Origin of the sequence: Flavobacterium denitrificans DSM 15936 (assembly GCF_000425445.1) — a bacterium.
GTDB classification, from domain to species: domain Bacteria; phylum Bacteroidota; class Bacteroidia; order Flavobacteriales; family Flavobacteriaceae; genus Flavobacterium; species Flavobacterium denitrificans.
Genome location: NZ_AUDL01000004.1, coordinates 517799 through 536982, shown reverse-complemented (window position 1 = coordinate 536982; position 19184 = coordinate 517799). Strand labels below are relative to the sequence as shown.

Here is a 19184-nt window from a genome sequence, read left to right as displayed (position 1 = left end):
ATACAACAACACCATGACAATTTTATTATTGGGATCAGGCGGAAGAGAGCATGCTTTTGCTTGGAAAATGACTCAGAGTCCGCTGTGCGAAAAACTTTTTGTAGTGCCTGGAAATGCAGGAACTGCTGCAATTGCTGAAAACGTGGCAATCTCTGCGACAGATTTTGAAGCTGTAAAAGCTTTAGTGCTTAAAGAAAATATTAGTTTAGTAGTCGTAGGGCCAGAAGATCCGTTGGTAAAAGGTATTTACGATTATTTCAAAAACGACGAAAGTTTAAAAAATATCCCGGTTATCGGGCCATCTCAATTGGGTGCACAATTAGAAGGAAGTAAAGAATTTGCGAAAGAATTCTTGATGAAACACAATATTCCAACTGCGGCTTATGACAGTTTTACTGCTGAAACGGTTGAAAAAGGATGTGAGTTTTTAGAAACTTTACAACCTCCATACGTTTTAAAAGCAGACGGATTAGCAGCAGGAAAAGGAGTTTTGATTATTCAAGATCTTGAAGAAGCAAAAACAGAATTAAGAAACATGTTGGTTCATGCAAAATTTGGAACAGCAAGTTCAAAAGTTGTTATTGAAGAATTCTTGGACGGAATCGAACTAAGCTGTTTTGTTTTAACTGACGGAAAAAGCTATAAAATTCTTCCAACAGCAAAAGATTACAAAAGAATTGGTGAAGGCGATACAGGTTTAAATACAGGCGGAATGGGAGCAGTTTCTCCAGTTCCTTATGTAGATGCTGTTTTGATGGAAAAAATAGAAACTCGTATCGTAAAACCAACAATAGAAGGTTTCCAGAAAGACGGAATCGAATATAAAGGTTTTGTATTTATTGGTTTAATCAACGTAAAAGGCGAGCCAATCGTTATTGAATATAACGTGAGAATGGGAGATCCTGAAACTGAAGTTGTGGTTCCAAGATTAAAATCAGATTTAGTTGAATTGTTTTTATCTGTTGCAGATCAAAAATTAGGAGACTTTAATTTAGAAGTTGATCCAAGAAGCGCAACAACTGTAATGGTTGTTTCTGGCGGATATCCTGAAGATTTCGAGAAAGGAAAAGTAATTTCTGGATTAGAAAATGTTACAGATTCGATAGTTTTTCATGCAGGAACAAAATTAGATGGCGAAAATGTCGTTACTAATGGAGGACGTGTAATTGCAGTGACATCTTATGGAGATAATTTCCAGGAGGCCATAAAAAAATCTTACCAAAACATAGATAAACTAAGCTTTGATAAGATGTATTTTAGAAAAGATATCGGATTCGATCTAATTTAAAAATAAATTCGCCAGCCCTTTTTAATTAAAGGGTTTGGTTTTTATTATTTTAAGAAAGAGTGAGCCGTTGTATCTTGGTTTTCTGTTCCAGCGTCATCAAAAATGCGTAATTGCTTAATCCAATATACGATTGCAATAGAGCAGATGATCATGAAAATCCAGTTAATAGTGTTTGCACCAAACCATGTAATTAATTCCAAACGACGTAAAAAGTCAAGAGGAGCAAACAAAATGTTAACGAATAAGTATTGTATTCCTTCAAAAAAAGCTGTCATAATTCTTTAAAATTATATGTTATTTATTGTTGTGTAATGCTTTGAAGATAAAATTCGATTAATCGAATCATTTTTTCAACTTGTTCGGTTTTTCATTTTAAACAAGTAGTATCTTTACAATCACAAAAGTATAAAATATCCTTATGATAACAAGTGTTTTTAAAAAATCTACACCATTAAATTATTCTTTGGTTGTAATTTTAATACTGGTTTTCTTTTTTCTGTTTCAAATTCAAGAGCCATCTTGGATCACTTCTTATTTTTTGGCGTTTCAAAAAGTAAGCCTTCTTTGCTTTATTTTGGCTTCTTTTTTCTTGATTAATTTCATTGCAAAAAAGAACGGACTCAGCAAAGACAACGGATATGCGATTTTTTTCTACTTATTGTTCATCTTATTTTTCCCAACCATATTTAACAATTCGAATGTTATTTACGCCAATTTTTTTCTGTTGCTGGCACTCCGAAGATTGATTTCCTTACAGTCTTTAAAAGCTTCGAAGGAAAAAATATTTGATGCTTCTTTTTGGATTTTAATAGCCTCGTTGTTTCAATTTTGGTGTGTTCTTTTTCTAATTTTAGTTTTTATTTCGATTATTTTTCACGTTTCACGCGATTATCGCAACTGGGTTTTGCCGTTTGTGGCACTTTTAGCCGTTGCATTAATCTTTTTATTGGTATCACTTTTATTCCATTTTGATGCCATTGCATTTTTTGAAAAAAGAGCTGAAATCGATTTAAGAATAGATTACTTTAAAAACAATTATGAAAACGGAGCACTTTCAATTTATGTTGCTGTTGCACTTTTCTTTGTAGTTTCAATGTTGACGACATTATCAAACAGACCTCAAATCGTACATTCTTCATACAAAAAAATTGTAGCTTGTTTTTTTATAGCGGCGTTCGTTTTTATTCTTTCACCAAACAAAAGCAATGATTTGCTGTTGTTCAGTATAACGCCTTTAACCATTATGGCATCGAGCCATGTAGAATATATGCAGCAAAAATTAAATAACGAAATAGTGTTTTATGTGCTTATTTGCTGCAGTTTATTTACTTTTTTCTCTCAATTATAATTTGCTTCCGTAAGCAAGATCGCCGGCGTCGCCAAGTCCAGGAACAATGTAGTTTTTCTCATTAAGTTTTTCGTCTAGTGAAGCAACCCATAAATGACAATTTTCAGGCAGATTTTTCTCTAAATGAGCAATTCCTTCGGGCGCAGCAATAACAACCACAATATGAAATTCTGAAGGAGTTGCATTTTCCATCAGTTTTTTATGAACCGCTACAATTGATTGTCCTGTTGCCAACATTGGATCGAGCAGCAAAACCGTTTTATTATTCAAGTTTGAAATCGCTTGATATTCAACTAAAATTTCAAAATGGTCATCGTTGTTTGGATGAAATCTGCAAGCTGAAACGAAGCTGTTTTCAGCGTGATCAAAATAATTCAAAAAGCCATTATGAAGTGGCAATCCCGCTCTTAAGATTGGACATAAAACTAAATCAGTTTCAATTTCAGTCGTTTTTTTAATTCCGAGCGGCGTTTGAATATCGACATTTTTGTATGGTAATGTTTTGCTTAGTTCATACGCCATAATTTCACCAATCCGTTCGATATTTCGTCTAAAACGCATGCTGTCATTTTGAACATTTACATTCCTTATTTGGCCTAAAAAATGATTCAGAACGCTATTGTTTTCAGATATATAATGAATTTTCATATTTAAATTTTAAAAGAATTGATTGTTTTTAAGACAAAAATGAAAAAATAATGCTTTTTTTCACACTATAAAAGTATAAAAAGTATCTTTGTGTCTCTAATAATTAAAGACATGTTTTCAAAATTAGCATATTCTGTTTTCGAACAAAGCATCAAAGATTATCATCAATTTGATAATGTTGATCAGCCTATCAATAATCCTTACCCAAAGGATAAATTTGAGCATTTATTATATCTAAAAAATTGGATTGACACGGTTCAATGGCATTTTGAAGATATTATTCGTGATCCGCAAATTGATCCTGTTGCAGCATTGACTTTAAAAAGAAGAATTGATGCTTCAAATCAGGAAAGAACTGATATGGTGGAATATATTGACAGCTACTTTTTGCAAAAATACAGCTCAGTACAAGCTAAAGATGGAGCAAAAATCAACTCTGAAAGTCCAGCTTGGGCGTTTGACAGATTGTCAATTTTAGCTTTGAAAATTTATCACATGCACGAAGAAGCTACACGTGCTGAGGCTTCGCAAGAACATAGAGATAAATGTCAGGAAAAACTAAATGTACTTTTAGAACAAAGAACAGATTTATCTACAGCAATTGAAGAATTGTTGACAGATATTGAAAATGGAGACAAATTCATGAAAGTGTACAAACAAATGAAAATGTACAATGATGATGATTTGAACCCTATTTTATACCAAAATAAAAAATAATTTGGCTGACTTGTCTACCAAAATTAAACACATAGCCGTCATGAGACTATCCGCAATGGGAGATGTCGCCATGACGGTTCCTGTTTTACGAGCTTTTGTAAAACAATATCCAGAGGTAAAACTTACGGTTATTTCACGCCCTTTTTTCAAACCTTTTTTTGATGGAATTCCGAATGTGGAATTTTTTGCTTTTGATGAAAAGGAAAGACATAAAGGTTTTCTGGGACTTTTGAGATTGTTTAAAGATGTGAAAAAATTGAAAATCGATGCTTTTGCAGATCTTCATAATGTTTTGCGATCAAAAGTGGTGAGCTTGCTTTTCGCTTTAAGCGGAAAAAAAAGAGCAACGGTTGATAAAGGCAGAGAAGGAAAAAAAGAATTAACTCGCGCCGAAAATAAGATTTTCAAACAATTGCCAACCATGTTTGAAAGACATGCAAAAGTGTTTTCAGCGCTTGGTTTTCCGGTTGATTTATCATCCCGAAGCCTCGGGACAGAGTTTCCTAAAAAAGCAGTTTTAAGTGCTGAAATCACGGATTTAATTGGAGAAAATTATCAAAAATTAATCGGGATTGCACCTTTTGCACAATATGATTCTAAAGTTTATCCTTTGGATTTAATGCAGGAAGTAATTGCGAAACTTGCCGAAAATAAAGATCAGACGATTTTGCTTTTTGGAGGCGGAAAAAAAGAAATCGAAATTTTAGATTCGCTTTCTGAGCCTTTTAAAAATGTAATAAATGTTGCCGGAAAAATTAAATTTCAACAGGAATTAAAATTGATAAGCAATCTGGACGTTATGCTCTCTATGGACTCTGGAAATGCACACATTGCAGCAATGCTTGGCGTGAAAGTTGTTACGCTTTGGGGCGCAACACATCCTTATGCAGGATTTTTGCCATTTAACCAAACTTTGGAAAACGCTTTAACTTCAGACCGTGATCAGTATCCAAAATTGCCTACATCTGTTTATGGAAACAAAATAGTTGAAGGATACGAAGATGCGATGAGAACAATTTCTCCGAAGCAAGTGGTAAAAAAAATAGAATCAGGCATATAATCCGTTTAAATCGTGAATAAAATAGCCAATTGTTTTCTTTTTGTTTCGATCAGCAACAATGACAACAAAATGGTTTTCTTTTTCGGTAGACAGTAAAATGTGCTCAAAATCTTCGGTTGAATTTCTGTAGACTTTATGCACCAATTCAGATTCTTTAATTTTGTGTGAGAGTATTTTGGCAGCTTTAAGTTTGCTTATAAATGGCCAAATATTGAATATATTTTTATCGGAAACGGCTATTTCAGTCATTGTACCGCGAGTTGTTGTAGCCAACTTTTCTTGGGTTAATAACTTAGGACCTTTTTTATTTTGGTGTTTTTTTATTATAAAATAAACACAAAAAATGGCTGTTACTACAAAAAGTGCTATAAATGATAAACGAAGGATGTGATGTATTGTCATGATATTTAAGTTTAAATTGACAAATTTGAATCTAGTTCTGAAAATCTCTTTAGGCCATGAGATTTAAATTATTTTCAGTACACCACTAATATAATAAAAAATCCGCAATATTTTCGCGAAAAATTGGTTTTATTTCAATTTGAATTTTGACCCCAATTTCTGATCAATAGCAACTATTTTAAAATAAATGCGGAGTAAAAAAAATCCCAAATTCTAATTTAGTTAGAATTTGGGATTTTTTATTTGGAGTTTTAACGATTAAACATCATCGTAATCAACATAAATTGTTTCTGATGTTGGATGTGCTTGGCAAGTTAAAATCAAGCCTTCAGCGATTTCGCTATCTGTTAAAATTGAATTTTTTGTCATTTCTGCGCTTCCTGATGTCACACGGCCTAAACAGCTGCTACAGATTCCGCCTTGGCAAGAATAAGGAGCGTCAACACCTTGTTTTAGAGCAGCATCAAGAATGGTCTGTTTTTTAGACATTTCAAAAGTAACTTCTTCATCATCAACTAAAACAGTAATTTTTGTATGTCCTTCTTGAGAACCTTGAATTTCATGTTCTTGAGTAGAAGATGTAAAAAGCTCAAATTTAATAGCTGATTCCTTTACATTCTTTTCTTTTAAAATATCTGAAACCGTATTGATCATTTCTTCTGGTCCGCACAAGAAAAACTTGTCAAACTTAAGTTCTTTGTGTTTGTTGTTCAACACGAAATTAACCGCCGATTTATCGATTCTTCCAAACAAAGCATTTTCGGCTTTAGTTTGACTAAATACATAATGCACAAAGAAACGTCCAACATATTGCAATTGCAAGTCGTGTAATTCTTGATGGAAAATAGTTTGTTCAGGAGTTTTATTTCCGTAAACCAATACAAATGAGCTTTTTGGCTCACTTTTTAAAACGGATTTAATGATCGAAATGACCGGAGTGATGCCGCTTCCCGCTGCAAACGCAACGTAATTTTTTTGTTTGTCGGCATCTGGTTCAAGTGTAAATTTCCCTTCTGGATGACCTACTTCAAGAACATCGCCAGCTTTTAAAGTTGTATTGGCAAACTGAGAAAAAAGACCGTTTTTTACTGCTTTAACTGCGATTCGCAATTCACCACTTTCTGGCGCAGAACAAATTGAGTAAGCACGTCTTATTTCTTGATTATCAAGTGTTAATTTTAAATTTATGTATTGTCCAGCTACAAATTTGTAGTCTGATTTTAGTTCTTCAGGAACATTAAAAAGTACTGAAACTGCATCTGCTGTCTCGCGTTTTACCTCTTTAATTATAAGTTTTAAGAATGAAGGCATGGTTATTTTTTTTTGCAAAAGTAGCAAACACTAAGTAATTGACGCTTACTAAAATAATTTTTTTAACTTTTTTTGTAACGTTTTCCTACATTTGGTCTCTTACTGAAAAACTAAAACTGAATAACCATGATTAAAAAGTTTATTTTTCTTGAATGGAAGGCCTTTATAAGATCGGCATCGTTTGGTAAAAACCTTGCAATGAAAATTCTATTAGGATTCTTAATGATTTATTTCTCCTTAATTTTTGTTGGAATGGGTGTAGGTGCATTCTACATTTTGAAGAAAATGAATCTTGAACCCTTGTATACGGTCAATAGGTTTATGATTTATTATTTTTTATTGGATCTATTAGTTCGGTTGATGTTGCAATCAATTCCGGTTTTAAATATTAAGCCGTTGTTAGTATTGCCGTTTAAAAAGCCTACAATTGTCCATTTTTCATTAGGCAAAACGGCTTTATCCTTTTTTAATTGGATTCACGCCTTGTTTTTTGTTCCTTTTTCAATTGTATTAATTATCGAAGGATATGATATTATTGGAATCATTTTTTGGAATTTAGCTATGATCTCATTTACTTATATCAATAATTTTCTGAATATTATTCTAAGTAATATTGATAAATTATTTGTTGGATTTTTAGTCTTTATTGTTGCTTTGGGAACGGCGCATTATTATCAAATATTTGACATCACAATTTTTACAGCACCTTTTTTTCAAGGTCTTTACGAAATCCCTGGATTGTTTTTACTTGCAGTTTTAGTATTGACAGGCTTGTATATTTTTAGCTTTAGATTTTTCAAAAACAATCTCTATCTCGATGCAGGACTTTCGGTTAAAGAAGATATTGCTCAAACAGAAAACTTTTCTTGGCTGAATCAATTTGGAACAGTAGGAACATTCCTTAAAAATGACATTAAACTTATTAAAAGAAACAAAAGGTCTAAAACGACAATCTTTATGAGTTTTCTTTTCTTGTTTTATGGACTTTTATTTTTTTCAGGAGGCATAGAAGCATATGATAAACCAGTTATGCATCTCTTGGCAGGTATTTTTGTGTCGGGTGGTTTTTTATTTGTCTTTGGTCAATTTGTGCCAAGCTGGGACAGTTCATATTACCAATTAATGATGACACAAAATATTCCGTACCGTGGTTACATTATGGCTAAGTGGTGGATGATTGTTATCGCTACGGTAGTTTCTACTATTCTTGCATCATTTTACCTTTATTTTGGCTGGCAGATTTATTTGACAATTGTTGTTGCCGCAATTTATAATATCGGAGTTAATTCACATTTGGTTCTTCTAGGCGGTGCATTTACTAAAACACCAATTGATTTAACTAATGCGGGAGGTGCTTTTGGAGATAAAAAAGCATTTAATGTCACTGCCATGTTATTGACTCTTCCAAAAATGTTATTGCCTTTATTGCTTTACGGAATAGGAATTTACTTCGAGAACAAAAACTTAGGATTATTATTGGTTGCTGGAACAGGAATTTTAGGATTTATTTTTAAAGACAAGGTTTTTACTTTAATCGAAAAAAGATATAAAATCGAAAAGTACAGTACAATAAGCGCTTATAAACAAAAGAATTAATTAGATAATTTGCCAATTTGAAAATGAGATAATTTTATCTCAAAGGAATCTAAAATCTAAAATCAACAATCAAAAATTACACCATGATACAAGTAAATCAACTTTCAAAAAAATATAACGATACTACAGTTCTAAACATTAATAATCTTGAAATTCCAAAAGGACAAAGTTTTGGACTTGTTGGAAACAACGGCGCAGGAAAAACTACTTTTTTTAGTTTGCTTTTGGATCTTATTCAGCCTTCGACAGGAAATATTAAAACAAATGACATTCAGGTAAATACCAGTGAAAATTGGAAATCTTTTACAGGATCTTTTTTAGATGAAAGTTTCCTTATTGGCTATTTGACTCCTGAAGAATATTTTTATTTTATTGGTGATTTGCGCCATCAGAACAAAGCTGATATTGATGCACTTCTTGCCAAACATGAAGAATTCTTTAACGGTGAAATTTTAAAAAACAAAAAATATTTGCGTGATTTATCAAAAGGAAACCAGAAAAAAGTGGGTATTATTGCTACGCTTATAGGTAATCCAGAAGTAGTAATTTTAGACGAACCTTTTGCTAATTTAGATCCTACTACTGTAAGCCGTTTGAAAAAAATCATCAAAGAATTAGCCGAGGATCCAAATGTTACTGTTTTGGTCTCAAGCCATGATTTACAGCATACTGTTGAAGTTTGCGATAGAATCGTTGCACTTAATAAAGGCGAAATTGTGAAAGATATTCAAACCTCTAAAGAAACCCTGCAAGAACTGGAATCGTTTTTTGCTGTTTAAGTTTCTATATTTCAAAAAGAAGCGTAATTTTACAAGTCATTATACTAAAAATGCTTTTTATAAGTTAATGCTTTAAAAATTGATTCTATTGAAAAAGAACACTCTTAAATATAGTTTTTTTCTCACTTTTGCATTGCTTTTGATAGCGTGTTCGACCAAGAACAATACCTTTGTGAACAGGAATTCGCATGCTTTAAGTACAAAATATAACATTTTGTATAATGGAGGAATTGGCCTTGAAAAAGGACTTAAATCGATTCAGGCCAATAATCAAGATAATTTTTGGAAAATTTTGCCAATTGAAAAAATGCAGTTCGATGAAAATTTTTCAGAAGGAGAAAAAACAAAAAACCCAGATTTTGAATTAGCTGAAACAAAAGCGACAAAAGCTATTCAAAAACACTCCATGAATATTGGAGGAAGAGAAAAAAATTATCAAATAGATGAAGCATATTTGATGCTTGGAAAAGCGAGATATTATGATCAGCGTTTTATCCCTGCATTGGAAGCATTCAATTATATTCTTTATAAATATCCAAACAGCAGCAATATTTATACGGCAAAAATTTGGCGTGAAAAAACCAATATGCGTTTAGGCAATGATGCAATTGTTATTAAAAATATTAATCAGCTTTTAAAGAAAACGGATTTAGACAAGCAAACTTTTTCAGATGCAAATGCCTTATTGGCCGAAGCATTTTTAAATACAGAGCAAAAAGACAGCGCGGTTACTAAATTGAAAATCGCAGAACAATTCACAAAAATAAATGAGGATCGAGCACGTTACCGTTTTATTTTAGGACAATTATATCAGGAAGCAGGAAAAAGAGACAGCGCTGTTTACTTTTATAATGCTGTAATCGATATGAACCGAAAAGCGGATCGCAAATACATGATGCACGCTTATGCGAAAAAAGCGCAGATGTTTGATTATGAGAAAGACGATCAGAATTTGTTTATTGAACGATATAATAAATTGGTTGAAGATCGCGAAAACAGACCTTATTATGACATTCTGTTTTATGAAATGGGCGTGTTTTTTGACAAAAATAATGAGCAAAAAGATGCGTTAGAATTCTACAATCATTCGTTGGCTCGAAAATCTAAAGATCCATATTTAGTTGCGGCCACCTATCGAAATATTGGAAATATGTATTTTAGAAATACAGATTATACAATGGCAGCGAAATATTATGATAGTACTCTAATAAAATTAAATCCAAAAACGAGAGAGTTTGCCTTAATTGAAAAGAACAGAAAAAATCTTGATAACGTAATTAAATACGAAGGAATTGCAAAACGTAATGACAGTATTATTAAGGTTTACAATTTGCCAGAAGCAGATCGAAAATTGTATTTTGAAATATACATAGCAGAACTTAAAAAGAATGACGATGCAAAACGATTGTTAGAAGAAAAAGAAAAAGAAAAACTAGCAAACGTTCAGCGTAATACAGACGCAAATAATTTTTCGTCGCCAATAAATTCGCAACAGCCTAATAAAACGGATTTAGTTTCGGGCGCATTTAATCCACCATCAGGAAATGACGTTTCTAGCACTTTTTATTTCTATAATCCAACAACAGTTGCTTACGGAAAACTTCAATTTAGAAAACAGTGGGGAAATCGCGTTGTAGATGGAAACTGGAGAATTTCGTCATCAAAATCAATTGTCAATACGAATTTAAAAGACTCATTAAATATAAATCAGGATTCTATAAATGCATTGCAGGAAGTTATTCCGCCAAAATACACCACGGCATTTTATACAAATCAGATTCCTACTAGTCCGGCAGTTATGGATAGTATTGGAAAAGAGCGAAATTTTGCATATTATCAATTAGGGCTTATTTACAAAGAAAAGTTTAAAGAATACAAATTAGCCAGCGATAAATTAGAACAATTATTACAAAATAATCCTGAGGAAAAATTGGTTTTGCCATCGATGTATAATTTGTATAAAATTTATCAGATTATAGATCCCGCAAAAGCTGAAAGGATAAAATCGGAAATAACAACCAAATATTCCGGTTCAAGATATGCGCTGATTTTAAACAATACTAATTCTGACGATTTAGCTTCCGCCGATAAGGAATACAAAAAATGGTATAAATTATATGAAGAAGAACAGTTTACAGAAGTTTTAAATAACATCGATAATCTGATCAATCAATATTCTGGCGAAGACATTGTTTCTAAATTTGAATTGCTGAAAGCAAATAGTTTAGCAAAAGTAGAAGGTTTAGCAGCATATAAAAAAGGGCTTGAAAACGTTGCAGATAATTACCCAAACAGCGACGAAGGAAAAAGCGCTCGTGAAATTTTGGAAAAACAAATTCCGACTTTAGAAAAACTTGATTTTACAGCAGTTGATGGAAAAAACTGGAAAATTTTATATCCAGTTCAAAACAACGACAGCAAAACGGTTAAAAAAATTGAGGAAGCAATTAAGGTATATATGTTGGTTGAAAATTTCGAAAGGCTAACAACTTCATTTGACAAATACAATAAAACAGAAAGTTTTGTAGTTATTCATGGTTTAAAATCAGAGGCATATGCCAGAGATGTTTCAGGAGTTTTGAGAGAGGATAAAAAATATAAAATCTCGAATATGCCTATTATCATTTCAAGTGATAATTATAAGGTAGTTCAAATCAAAAAAAATCTTGACACTTATTTAGCCCCAAAAACCCCATAAAAGCCATGTTTGAAAAAGTCAAAAAAAGCAGCACAGAGAATTTAGGAAAAACCAACAGAATTGTAGAGGGAACTTCTATTGTTGGAGATATTGTTTCAAAAGCTGATTTTAGGCTGGATGGCGAATTAATTGGAAATTTTACTTCACAAGGAAAACTTGTTATAGGTGCTTCAGGAATTGTTAAAGGCGAAATTATTTGCCATAATGCCGATATTGAAGGAGAATTTCAAGGAAAATTAAAAGTTTTAGAAGTCCTTAATATAAAAGGAACGGCGCGCATTCATGGCGAAATCGCCGTTGGAAAATTATCAATAGAACCTGGAGCTGATTTTACAGCAACTTGTACAATGCTAAATTCGAATCCGGTAATACTATTAGAAGATGGAAAAGGAACCGAATAATAATAGGAGAAATAAATGGCTAGCATTAATTAATATTCCATTTCAAATGGGGGTCATTATTTTTTTATTTTCTTATTTCGGTACTTGGCTTGATGAAAATCATCCGAGCGAAAAAGTTTATTATAATACAATTTTTGTAATGGCCGGTGTAGGCCTTGCTTTATATAATGTTATCCGCCAAGTTAATGATATTAATAAATTAAAGTAAATTTTTCATTTATAGCCACTTTAGATAAAAGTTGCATCTTTGCAAAAAATTACTTGAAATGTCATTAAAAAATTACAAACCTGTTTTTCATTTATTTTGTTTTGCTGTTGTTGCATGTATAGTGCATATAGCCGCTTTCTTTTTGCTGGAAATTAAATTTCAGAAGTTTCATTATAGTATAGAATTACTGTATTTAATTTTCTTCGGATTGTCAGCTTTGCTATACCTTATATTATTAAAGGTAAAAAACAAGAATTTTGAGATCGTGGGAATGGTTTTCTTATTCGGAACTTTTACTCAAATGTTGTTGGGATATTTAATTTTGCAGCCAATTTTAGAAAACAAAACCGAAACGGTCATTGTTGAAAAAGTCAGTTTTTTTATAACATTTATTTTGTTTTTGTTATTTCAGACGCTTTTAACTGTCCGATTATTAAATGAAAAGCGTTAAAATCGCGAATATGTAAAACAAGGTTCAAAAATAATTTTTCATATCCTTTTGAATATTAATAAAAAATGTACCTTTGCACCAAATTTTAGAAACGTAAAAAAATAAGATTTTCCACGATATGGTGATTTCAAACAAACCACTCAGCTTTATTCTAGCAGCTTTTGTAGCTTCTCTACCAATTATGGGTTTTGCAAATCCAGAGAATGATTCAACGCATGTACAAACAGAAACGGCTCACGAAGCGAAAGTAATTTCACACGAGGCTCCTTCGGAAGGAGAGCATGCAGTAGCTCTTGACCCAAAAGCAAAAGTGGATGCTTTTATTGATCACCACTTACAAGATTCTCATGATTTTGTTTTCTTTCAAGATGAGAAAGAAAACAAGCACTTTGGTTTTCCATTACCAGTTATATTAATTGACGGAGGTTTAAAAGTTTTCTCTTCTTCAAAATTCCACTTTGGTGAAACAGTTGCAGAAGTTGACGGAAACTTCTACAAATTAGTACACGGTAAAATTTACAAAACTGATGCAGCCGGAACAATTACCTTTAATGAGCACGGTCATCCGGAAAACGAAAAACCTTTAGATTTTTCTATTACTAAAAATGTTGTTTCAATGCTTTTCGTATCAGTATTATTATTCTTTATGTTTACTGGTTTAGCAAAATCATATAAAAAAGGACCAATCCCAACTGGATTTGGTAGAGTTTTAGAACCACTTGTAATTTTCATCAGAGACGAAATTGCAGTTCCAAATATTGGAGAGAAAAAATACCGTAAATATATGGGTTACCTATTAACTGTATTTTTCTTTGTTTGGGTTTTAAACTTATTAGGAATGACGCCGCTAGGAATCAACGTAACAGGAAACATCGCTATCACAGTTTGTTTAGCAGCCTTTACATTTATCATTACTCAATTTAGTGCAAACAAAGATTATTGGGGACACATCTTCTGGATGCCAGGAGTGCCAGTTCCAATGAAAATCATCTTAGCTCCAATTGAGGTTTTAGGAACATTAACAAAACCATTCGCATTATTAATTCGTTTGTACGCTAACATTACTGCAGGTCACGTAGTAATTATGAGTTTGATCGGAATGATTTTCGTTGGAAAAAATTTAGCAGCAGATTTGCCAATCTCTTTAGGATTAACATTATTTATCTCTGTTATTGAAGTTTTAGTTGCATTTTTACAGGCTTTCATTTTTACAATGTTATCATCATTGTTTATTGGTATGGCGGTTCAAGATCATGATCACGCTCACCACCATGAAGATGAAACAGCAATTATTTAATTTAGAAGTTTAATTTTATATATATAAATAGTTATGGGAACAATTCCAACTTTAGTAGGTGCTGGTTTAGTAGTAATCGGTGCAGGTTTAGGTTTAGGTAAAATCGGTGGATCTGCTATGGACGCTATTGCTCGTCAGCCAGAAGCTGCTGGTAAAATTCAAACTGCGATGATTATTATCGCGGCTTTATTAGAAGGTTTAGCATTTGCTGCTTTGATCTTAGGAAAAAACTAATAAAGAAAAAAAATAACAACATCTTTAACGGTTGGTTAAAGGTGTTGTTACTTTAAAAAAGAAATTAAATATTTAATATAGTTATAAAATGGATAAGTTAATTAACGATTTTTCATTCGGATTATTCTTCTGGCAAGCTTTAATCTTGTTAGTATTGATTTTACTTTTAGTGAAATTTGCATGGAAACCAATTATGGAATCTATTACTGCAAGAGAAGAAGGTATTAAAAACGCATTGCTTTCTGCTGAAAACGCAAAGAGAGAAATGGAAAACTTACAAGCTGACAATCAAAGAATTTTGAATGAAGCTCGTGCAGAACGTGACGCGATGTTGAAAGAAGCTCGCGAAATGAAAGAGAAAATGATAGCTGATTCTAAAAACGAAGCACAAGAAGCAGGTCAAAAAATGATCGAGCAAGCTAAAGCTGCTATCGAAAGTGAAAAAAATGCTGCTATGGCTGAATTGAAATCTCAAGTTTCAACTTTATCATTAAGCATCGCTGAGAAATTATTGAAAGAAGAATTATCTAACAAAGAATCTCAAACTAAATTAGTAGAGAAAATGTTAGGTGACGTAAAGTTAAACTAAGATTATGGCAGGTACAAGAGCAGCAATTCGTTATGCAAAAGCAATTCTGGACTTAGCAAACTCTAAAGGTGTTGCCGAAGCTGTAAATAACGATATGAAATCAATTGCAAACGCAATTGAGACTAACACAGAATTGAGTACGTTTATTCAAAACCCAACAACAACTGTTGAAGTAAAAGAAAGTGCTCTTTTAGAAGTTTTTGCAAATGTAAATGGAGTGACTAAAAGTTTGTTTCGTTTATTATTTGAAAACAAAAGATTTGAAATTCTAGATGCAATTGCATCAGAATACAATAAATTATTTGATGCAAGTAATGGTGTTCAAGTAGCGAAAGTTACAACAGCTATTCCAATGGATGCTGCTTTAGAAGCTAAAGTTTTAGCAAAAGTTGCAACTTTATCAGATAAAAAAATTACAATTGAAAATATAGTAGATCCTTCAATCATTGGTGGATTTATTTTGAGAATAGGAGATGATCAGTACAACGCTTCAGTTGCTTACAGATTACAAGTATTAAAAAGAGAGTTAAGTAATTAGTTTTATAACACAAAAAGTGTCTAAATTATAAATTAAGATGGCGGAAATCAAACCTGCTGAAATTTCAGCAATATTAAGAAAGCAAGTAGAAGGTTTTGAATCTGGTGCTACGCTAGAGGAAGTAGGATCAGTACTTCAAGTTGGAGATGGTATTGCTCGTGTTTACGGGCTATCTAATGTTCAATATGGTGAGTTAGTAGAATTTGATAACGGTATGGAAGGTATCGTATTGAATCTTGAGGAGGATAATGTTGGGGTTGTATTATTAGGACCATCAACAGGAATTAAAGAAGGATCTACAGCAAAAAGAACTCAACGTATTGCTTCTCTTAAAGTAGGTGAGCAAATGGTAGGACGTGTAGTTAACACTCTTGGTTTTCCAATTGATGGAAAAGGACCAATCGGTGGTGACTTATACGAAATGCCTTTAGAAAGAAAAGCGCCAGGAGTTATCTTCCGTCAGCCAGTAACTGAGCCATTACAAACAGGAGTAAAAGCAGTTGATGCTATGATCCCGGTTGGACGTGGACAGCGTGAGCTTGTAATCGGTGACCGTCAAACAGGTAAATCAACTGTTTGTATCGATACAATCTTAAATCAAAAAGAATTTTACGATGCAGGAAAACCTGTATTCTGTATATATGTTGCAATTGGACAAAAAGCTTCAACTGTAGCAGGAATCGCTAAAATGTTAGAAGAAAAAGGAGCAATGGCTTATACAGTTATCGTTGCTGCTAATGCTTCTGATCCAGCTCCAATGCAAGTTTACGCTCCATTCGCTGGTGCTGCAATTGGAGAATATTTTAGAGACTCTGGTCGTCCAGCTCTTATTGTTTATGATGATTTATCTAAACAAGCTGTTGCTTACCGTGAGGTTTCTCTTTTATTAAGAAGACCACCGGGACGTGAGGCTTATCCTGGAGACGTTTTCTACTTACACTCTCGTTTATTAGAGCGTGCTTGTAAAGTAATCGCTGATGATAGCATCGCTAAAAACATGAACGATTTACCAGATTCTATCAAATCTATCGTAAAAGGTGGTGGTTCATTGACTGCATTGCCAATTATCGAAACTCAAGCTGGTGACGTTTCTGCATATATTCCAACAAACGTAATCTCTATTACAGATGGTCAGATTTTCCTTGATGGAGATTTGTTCAACTCTGGGGTTCGTCCTGCTATCAACGTAGGTATCTCTGTATCTCGTGTTGGAGGTAATGCACAAATTAAATCAATGAAAAAAGTTTCTGGAACTTTAAAATTAGACCAAGCTCAATTCCGTGAATTAGAAGCTTTCGCTAAATTTGGTTCTGACTTGGATTCTGTTACATTAAACGTAATTGAAAAAGGAAAAAGAAACGTTGAAATCTTGAAACAAGGTTTAAATGATCCTTATCCTGTTGAAAACCAAGTTGCTATTATTTACGCTGGATCTAAAAACTTATTGAAAAGTGTTCCTGTAAATAAAGTAAAAGAATTCGAAGCTGATTTCTTAGCTTACATGAACAGTAAACATAAAGATACGCTTAACGCATTAAAAGCTGGTAAATTTGACGACAACATTACTGATGTTATCGAAAAAGCAGCAAAAGAAGTTTCAGCAAAATATAACTAATTAGATAATTCGTTAATTAGATAATTAGATAATGTAAAACATTATTCTAATTATCTAATTTTCAAATTGTCACATTTTCTAATTAATAGATGGCAAATTTAAAGGAAATCCGTAATAGAATTACTTCCGTTTCATCGACGATGCAGATTACATCGGCTATGAAAATGGTTTCTGCTGCAAAGCTTAAGAAAGCACAAGATGCAATCACTGCAATGCGTCCTTATGCCGAGAAATTAACGGAATTATTGCAAAATCTTTCAGCAACGCTCGATGGTGAAGTTGGAGGAGATTACACAACTCAACGTGAAGTGAAAAAAGTATTGCTTGTAGCAATTACTTCAAATAGAGGTTTATGTGGTGCATTCAATTCGAATATTATTAAAGAGGTTAAAAACCGTTCTGAATTTTATGCAGGAAAACAAGTTGATGTTTTTCCTATTGGGAAAAAAGGAAACGATGTTTTGTCTAAAACTTTTAAAGTTCACGGGCATCATAATGCAATTTTTGATAATTTGACTTTTGAAAATGTTGCTGGAATTGCCGATAATTTGACTCAAAAATTCTTATCTGGAGAATATGACAGAATCGAATTAATCTACAATCAGTTTAAAAATGCGGCGACTCAAATTGTTCAGACTGAGCAATTTTTACCGTTAGCTCCAATTAAATCTGATGCAGCAACTGCTACTGGAGATTATATTTTCGAACCTTCAAAAGAAGAAATTGTATTGACATTGATTCCAAAATCATTAAAAACACAATTATATAAAGGTATCCGCGATTCATTTGCTTCTGAGCATGGAGCTCGTATGACAGCTATGCATAAAGCAACTGACAACGCGACTGCATTAAGAAATCAATTGAAATTGACTTATAACAAAGCACGTCAAGCCGCAATTACTAACGAGATCTTAGAGATTGTTGGTGGAGCTGAAGCTTTAAACGGGTAATATAATTAAGAATAAAAAGAGAGCCGACAATTACTTGTCGGCTCTTTTTTTTGTGTAAAAAAGCCGACATCCCCAAGTGCCTGCTTTTTTATATATAGATTTTATTTGTGAATTTGAACTTATAAAATGGTGATTCTCAATTTACCCAAAAACTGAGAATCAGTACCATTTTATAAAATTATTGTACAGATTTATCACCTCTGTTTGCTTTGTCTTTTATGGGAACAAACTAGCTTTATTAGTCCCAATGCTCTGTTTTTTGAGGGTTACATTTCAGCAGAATCAATCCCTTTTGCTTTGTCTTTTGTGGGAACAAACTAGCTTTATCAGTCCCAATGCTTTGCTTTTTTAAAGGGTTGTATTTTAGCTTTTCTCATTCCCTTTGATACAAAGTTAATACATAAGCAATTGTAAAAAATTATATAATTTTTTTGCGTTTTTATACATTTCACATCTTTAGTTGTTTTAGAATTATATTATAAAAGGAGAAAAATTGAGTATTTTTGAGGTTTATTTTTAGTATAATGGAATTTCAAATACGAGAACTTACTACAATCGAAGAAATGCTGGAGCAAATTGACACCATGCGTTTTCTATATCCAAAACTTTCAGTTGAAAAATATCAATCTTTTCTTTTGGAGATGGTACCACACAATTACATTCAGATTGGGGTTTTCGAAAATGATTCTTGTTTAGGGATAACGGGCTGTTGGTCTGCGACAAAACTTTGGACAGGAAAATATCTTGAGATTGATAATTTTGTCGTAAATCCAGCATACAGATCTAAAGGAATAGGAAAAATGCTAACGGATTATGTTGACCAAAAAGCAAAAGATCTAGGTTGCAGCAGTATTGTTTTGGATGCATTTACAGGAAATTTTGGCGCACATCGCTTTTACTACAATCAAGGATATAGCCCAAAAGGATTTCACTTTGTAAAAGTTTTGGACGAAACCAAATTAACGCAATAAAAACACGCACAACTTGTTTTATTGAACGAGCAAAATCATTATTAAACCAAAGAATTGGTTATTTTTGTTTTACGAACTTTATT

Annotated in this window: 20 protein-coding genes; 16 read left to right on the top strand and 4 right to left on the bottom strand. The window is 32.7% G+C overall.

Annotated elements, in window-relative coordinates; translation table 11 throughout:
- The first annotated feature begins 13 nt into the window (after positions 1 to 13).
- Positions 14 to 1288: a phosphoribosylamine--glycine ligase gene (gene purD, locus H600_RS0102450; protein ID WP_026727296.1), complete on the top strand. Its 1275-nt coding sequence runs from the start codon at positions 14 to 16 to the stop codon at positions 1286 to 1288.
- 44 nt (positions 1289 to 1332) lie between these two features.
- On the opposite strand, the gene H600_RS0102445 is transcribed toward purD, so the two are convergent.
- On the bottom strand, positions 1333 to 1563 hold the full coding sequence (locus H600_RS0102445; RefSeq protein ID WP_026727295.1) for a DUF6341 family protein: 231 nt from the start codon (positions 1561 to 1563) through the stop codon (positions 1333 to 1335).
- 143 nt (positions 1564 to 1706) lie between these two features.
- On the opposite strand from H600_RS0102445, the gene H600_RS0102440 reads away from it, so the two are divergent.
- Complete coding sequence (locus H600_RS0102440) at positions 1707 to 2636, top strand: DUF6427 family protein (protein WP_026727294.1); 930 nt, start codon at positions 1707 to 1709, stop codon at positions 2634 to 2636.
- Here H600_RS0102440 and upp read toward each other — a convergent pair.
- A complete protein-coding gene (gene upp, locus H600_RS0102435) occupies positions 2631 to 3284 on the bottom strand; it encodes a uracil phosphoribosyltransferase (protein WP_026727293.1) in 654 nt (217 codons plus the stop codon). The genes H600_RS0102440 and upp overlap by 6 nt on opposite strands.
- Before the next feature lie 111 nt (positions 3285 to 3395).
- Between upp and H600_RS0102430 the strand changes: the two genes are divergently transcribed.
- Complete coding sequence (locus H600_RS0102430) at positions 3396 to 4001, top strand: DUF4254 domain-containing protein (protein WP_026727292.1); 606 nt, start codon at positions 3396 to 3398, stop codon at positions 3999 to 4001.
- Positions 4002 to 4041: 40 nt separating this feature from the next.
- Positions 4042 to 5061, top strand: a complete 1020-nt coding sequence (locus H600_RS0102425; RefSeq protein ID WP_026727291.1) for a glycosyltransferase family 9 protein — start codon at positions 4042 to 4044, stop codon at positions 5059 to 5061.
- On the opposite strand, the gene H600_RS0102420 is transcribed toward H600_RS0102425, so the two are convergent.
- Together H600_RS0102420 and H600_RS0102415 are read right to left on the bottom strand one after the other, a co-directional pair.
- Entirely contained in the window at positions 5050 to 5463 is a 414-nt protein-coding gene (locus H600_RS0102420; protein WP_026727290.1) for a hypothetical protein, read from the bottom strand. The genes H600_RS0102425 and H600_RS0102420 overlap by 12 nt on opposite strands.
- A 258-nt stretch (positions 5464 to 5721) precedes the next feature.
- On the bottom strand, positions 5722 to 6774 hold the full coding sequence (locus H600_RS0102415; protein WP_026727289.1) for a ferredoxin--NADP reductase: 1053 nt from the start codon (positions 6772 to 6774) through the stop codon (positions 5722 to 5724).
- Between the two features lie 126 nt (positions 6775 to 6900).
- Between H600_RS0102415 and H600_RS0102410 the strand changes: the two genes are divergently transcribed.
- From H600_RS0102410 to H600_RS0102350, 12 genes are all read left to right on the top strand, one after another.
- Positions 6901 to 8370 (top strand): DUF5687 family protein, encoded by a 1470-nt coding sequence (locus H600_RS0102410; protein WP_026727288.1) that lies wholly within the window; start codon positions 6901 to 6903, stop codon positions 8368 to 8370.
- 83 nt (positions 8371 to 8453) lie between these two features.
- Entirely contained in the window at positions 8454 to 9149 is a 696-nt protein-coding gene (locus H600_RS0102405; protein ID WP_026727287.1) for an ABC transporter ATP-binding protein, read from the top strand.
- Between the two features lie 88 nt (positions 9150 to 9237).
- Positions 9238 to 11847 carry a type IX secretion system periplasmic lipoprotein PorW/SprE gene (gene porW, locus H600_RS0102400; RefSeq protein WP_026727286.1) on the top strand — a complete coding sequence of 870 codons (2610 nt, stop codon included), beginning with the start codon at positions 9238 to 9240 and terminating at the stop codon, positions 11845 to 11847.
- Between the two features lie 5 nt (positions 11848 to 11852).
- A complete protein-coding gene (locus H600_RS0102395; protein WP_026727285.1) occupies positions 11853 to 12248 on the top strand; it encodes a bactofilin family protein in 396 nt (131 codons plus the stop codon).
- Positions 12229 to 12456, top strand: a complete 228-nt coding sequence (locus H600_RS0102390) for an AtpZ/AtpI family protein (RefSeq protein ID WP_026727284.1) — start codon at positions 12229 to 12231, stop codon at positions 12454 to 12456. The genes H600_RS0102395 and H600_RS0102390 overlap by 20 nt, the downstream gene beginning before the upstream one ends.
- A 569-nt stretch (positions 12457 to 13025) precedes the next feature.
- Positions 13026 to 14204 (top strand): F0F1 ATP synthase subunit A, encoded by a 1179-nt coding sequence (atpB, locus tag H600_RS0102380; RefSeq protein WP_026727282.1) that lies wholly within the window; start codon positions 13026 to 13028, stop codon positions 14202 to 14204.
- 33 nt (positions 14205 to 14237) lie between these two features.
- Positions 14238 to 14438, top strand: a complete 201-nt coding sequence (atpE, locus tag H600_RS0102375) for an ATP synthase F0 subunit C (RefSeq protein WP_026727281.1) — start codon at positions 14238 to 14240, stop codon at positions 14436 to 14438.
- Positions 14439 to 14526: 88 nt separating this feature from the next.
- Positions 14527 to 15027 (top strand): F0F1 ATP synthase subunit B, encoded by a 501-nt coding sequence (locus H600_RS0102370; RefSeq protein ID WP_026727280.1) that lies wholly within the window; start codon positions 14527 to 14529, stop codon positions 15025 to 15027.
- Between the two features lie 4 nt (positions 15028 to 15031).
- Complete coding sequence (gene atpH / locus H600_RS0102365) at positions 15032 to 15565, top strand: ATP synthase F1 subunit delta (protein WP_026727279.1); 534 nt, start codon at positions 15032 to 15034, stop codon at positions 15563 to 15565.
- Positions 15566 to 15602: 37 nt separating this feature from the next.
- Positions 15603 to 17180 carry a F0F1 ATP synthase subunit alpha gene (atpA, locus tag H600_RS0102360; protein WP_026727278.1) on the top strand — a complete coding sequence of 526 codons (1578 nt, stop codon included), beginning with the start codon at positions 15603 to 15605 and terminating at the stop codon, positions 17178 to 17180.
- A gap of 89 nt (positions 17181 to 17269) precedes the next feature.
- Positions 17270 to 18130 carry an ATP synthase F1 subunit gamma gene (atpG, locus tag H600_RS0102355; protein ID WP_026727277.1) on the top strand — a complete coding sequence of 287 codons (861 nt, stop codon included), beginning with the start codon at positions 17270 to 17272 and terminating at the stop codon, positions 18128 to 18130.
- A gap of 524 nt (positions 18131 to 18654) precedes the next feature.
- Entirely contained in the window at positions 18655 to 19101 is a 447-nt protein-coding gene (locus H600_RS0102350; RefSeq protein WP_026727276.1) for a GNAT family N-acetyltransferase, read from the top strand.
- The last annotated feature ends 83 nt before the right edge of the window (positions 19102 to 19184 follow it).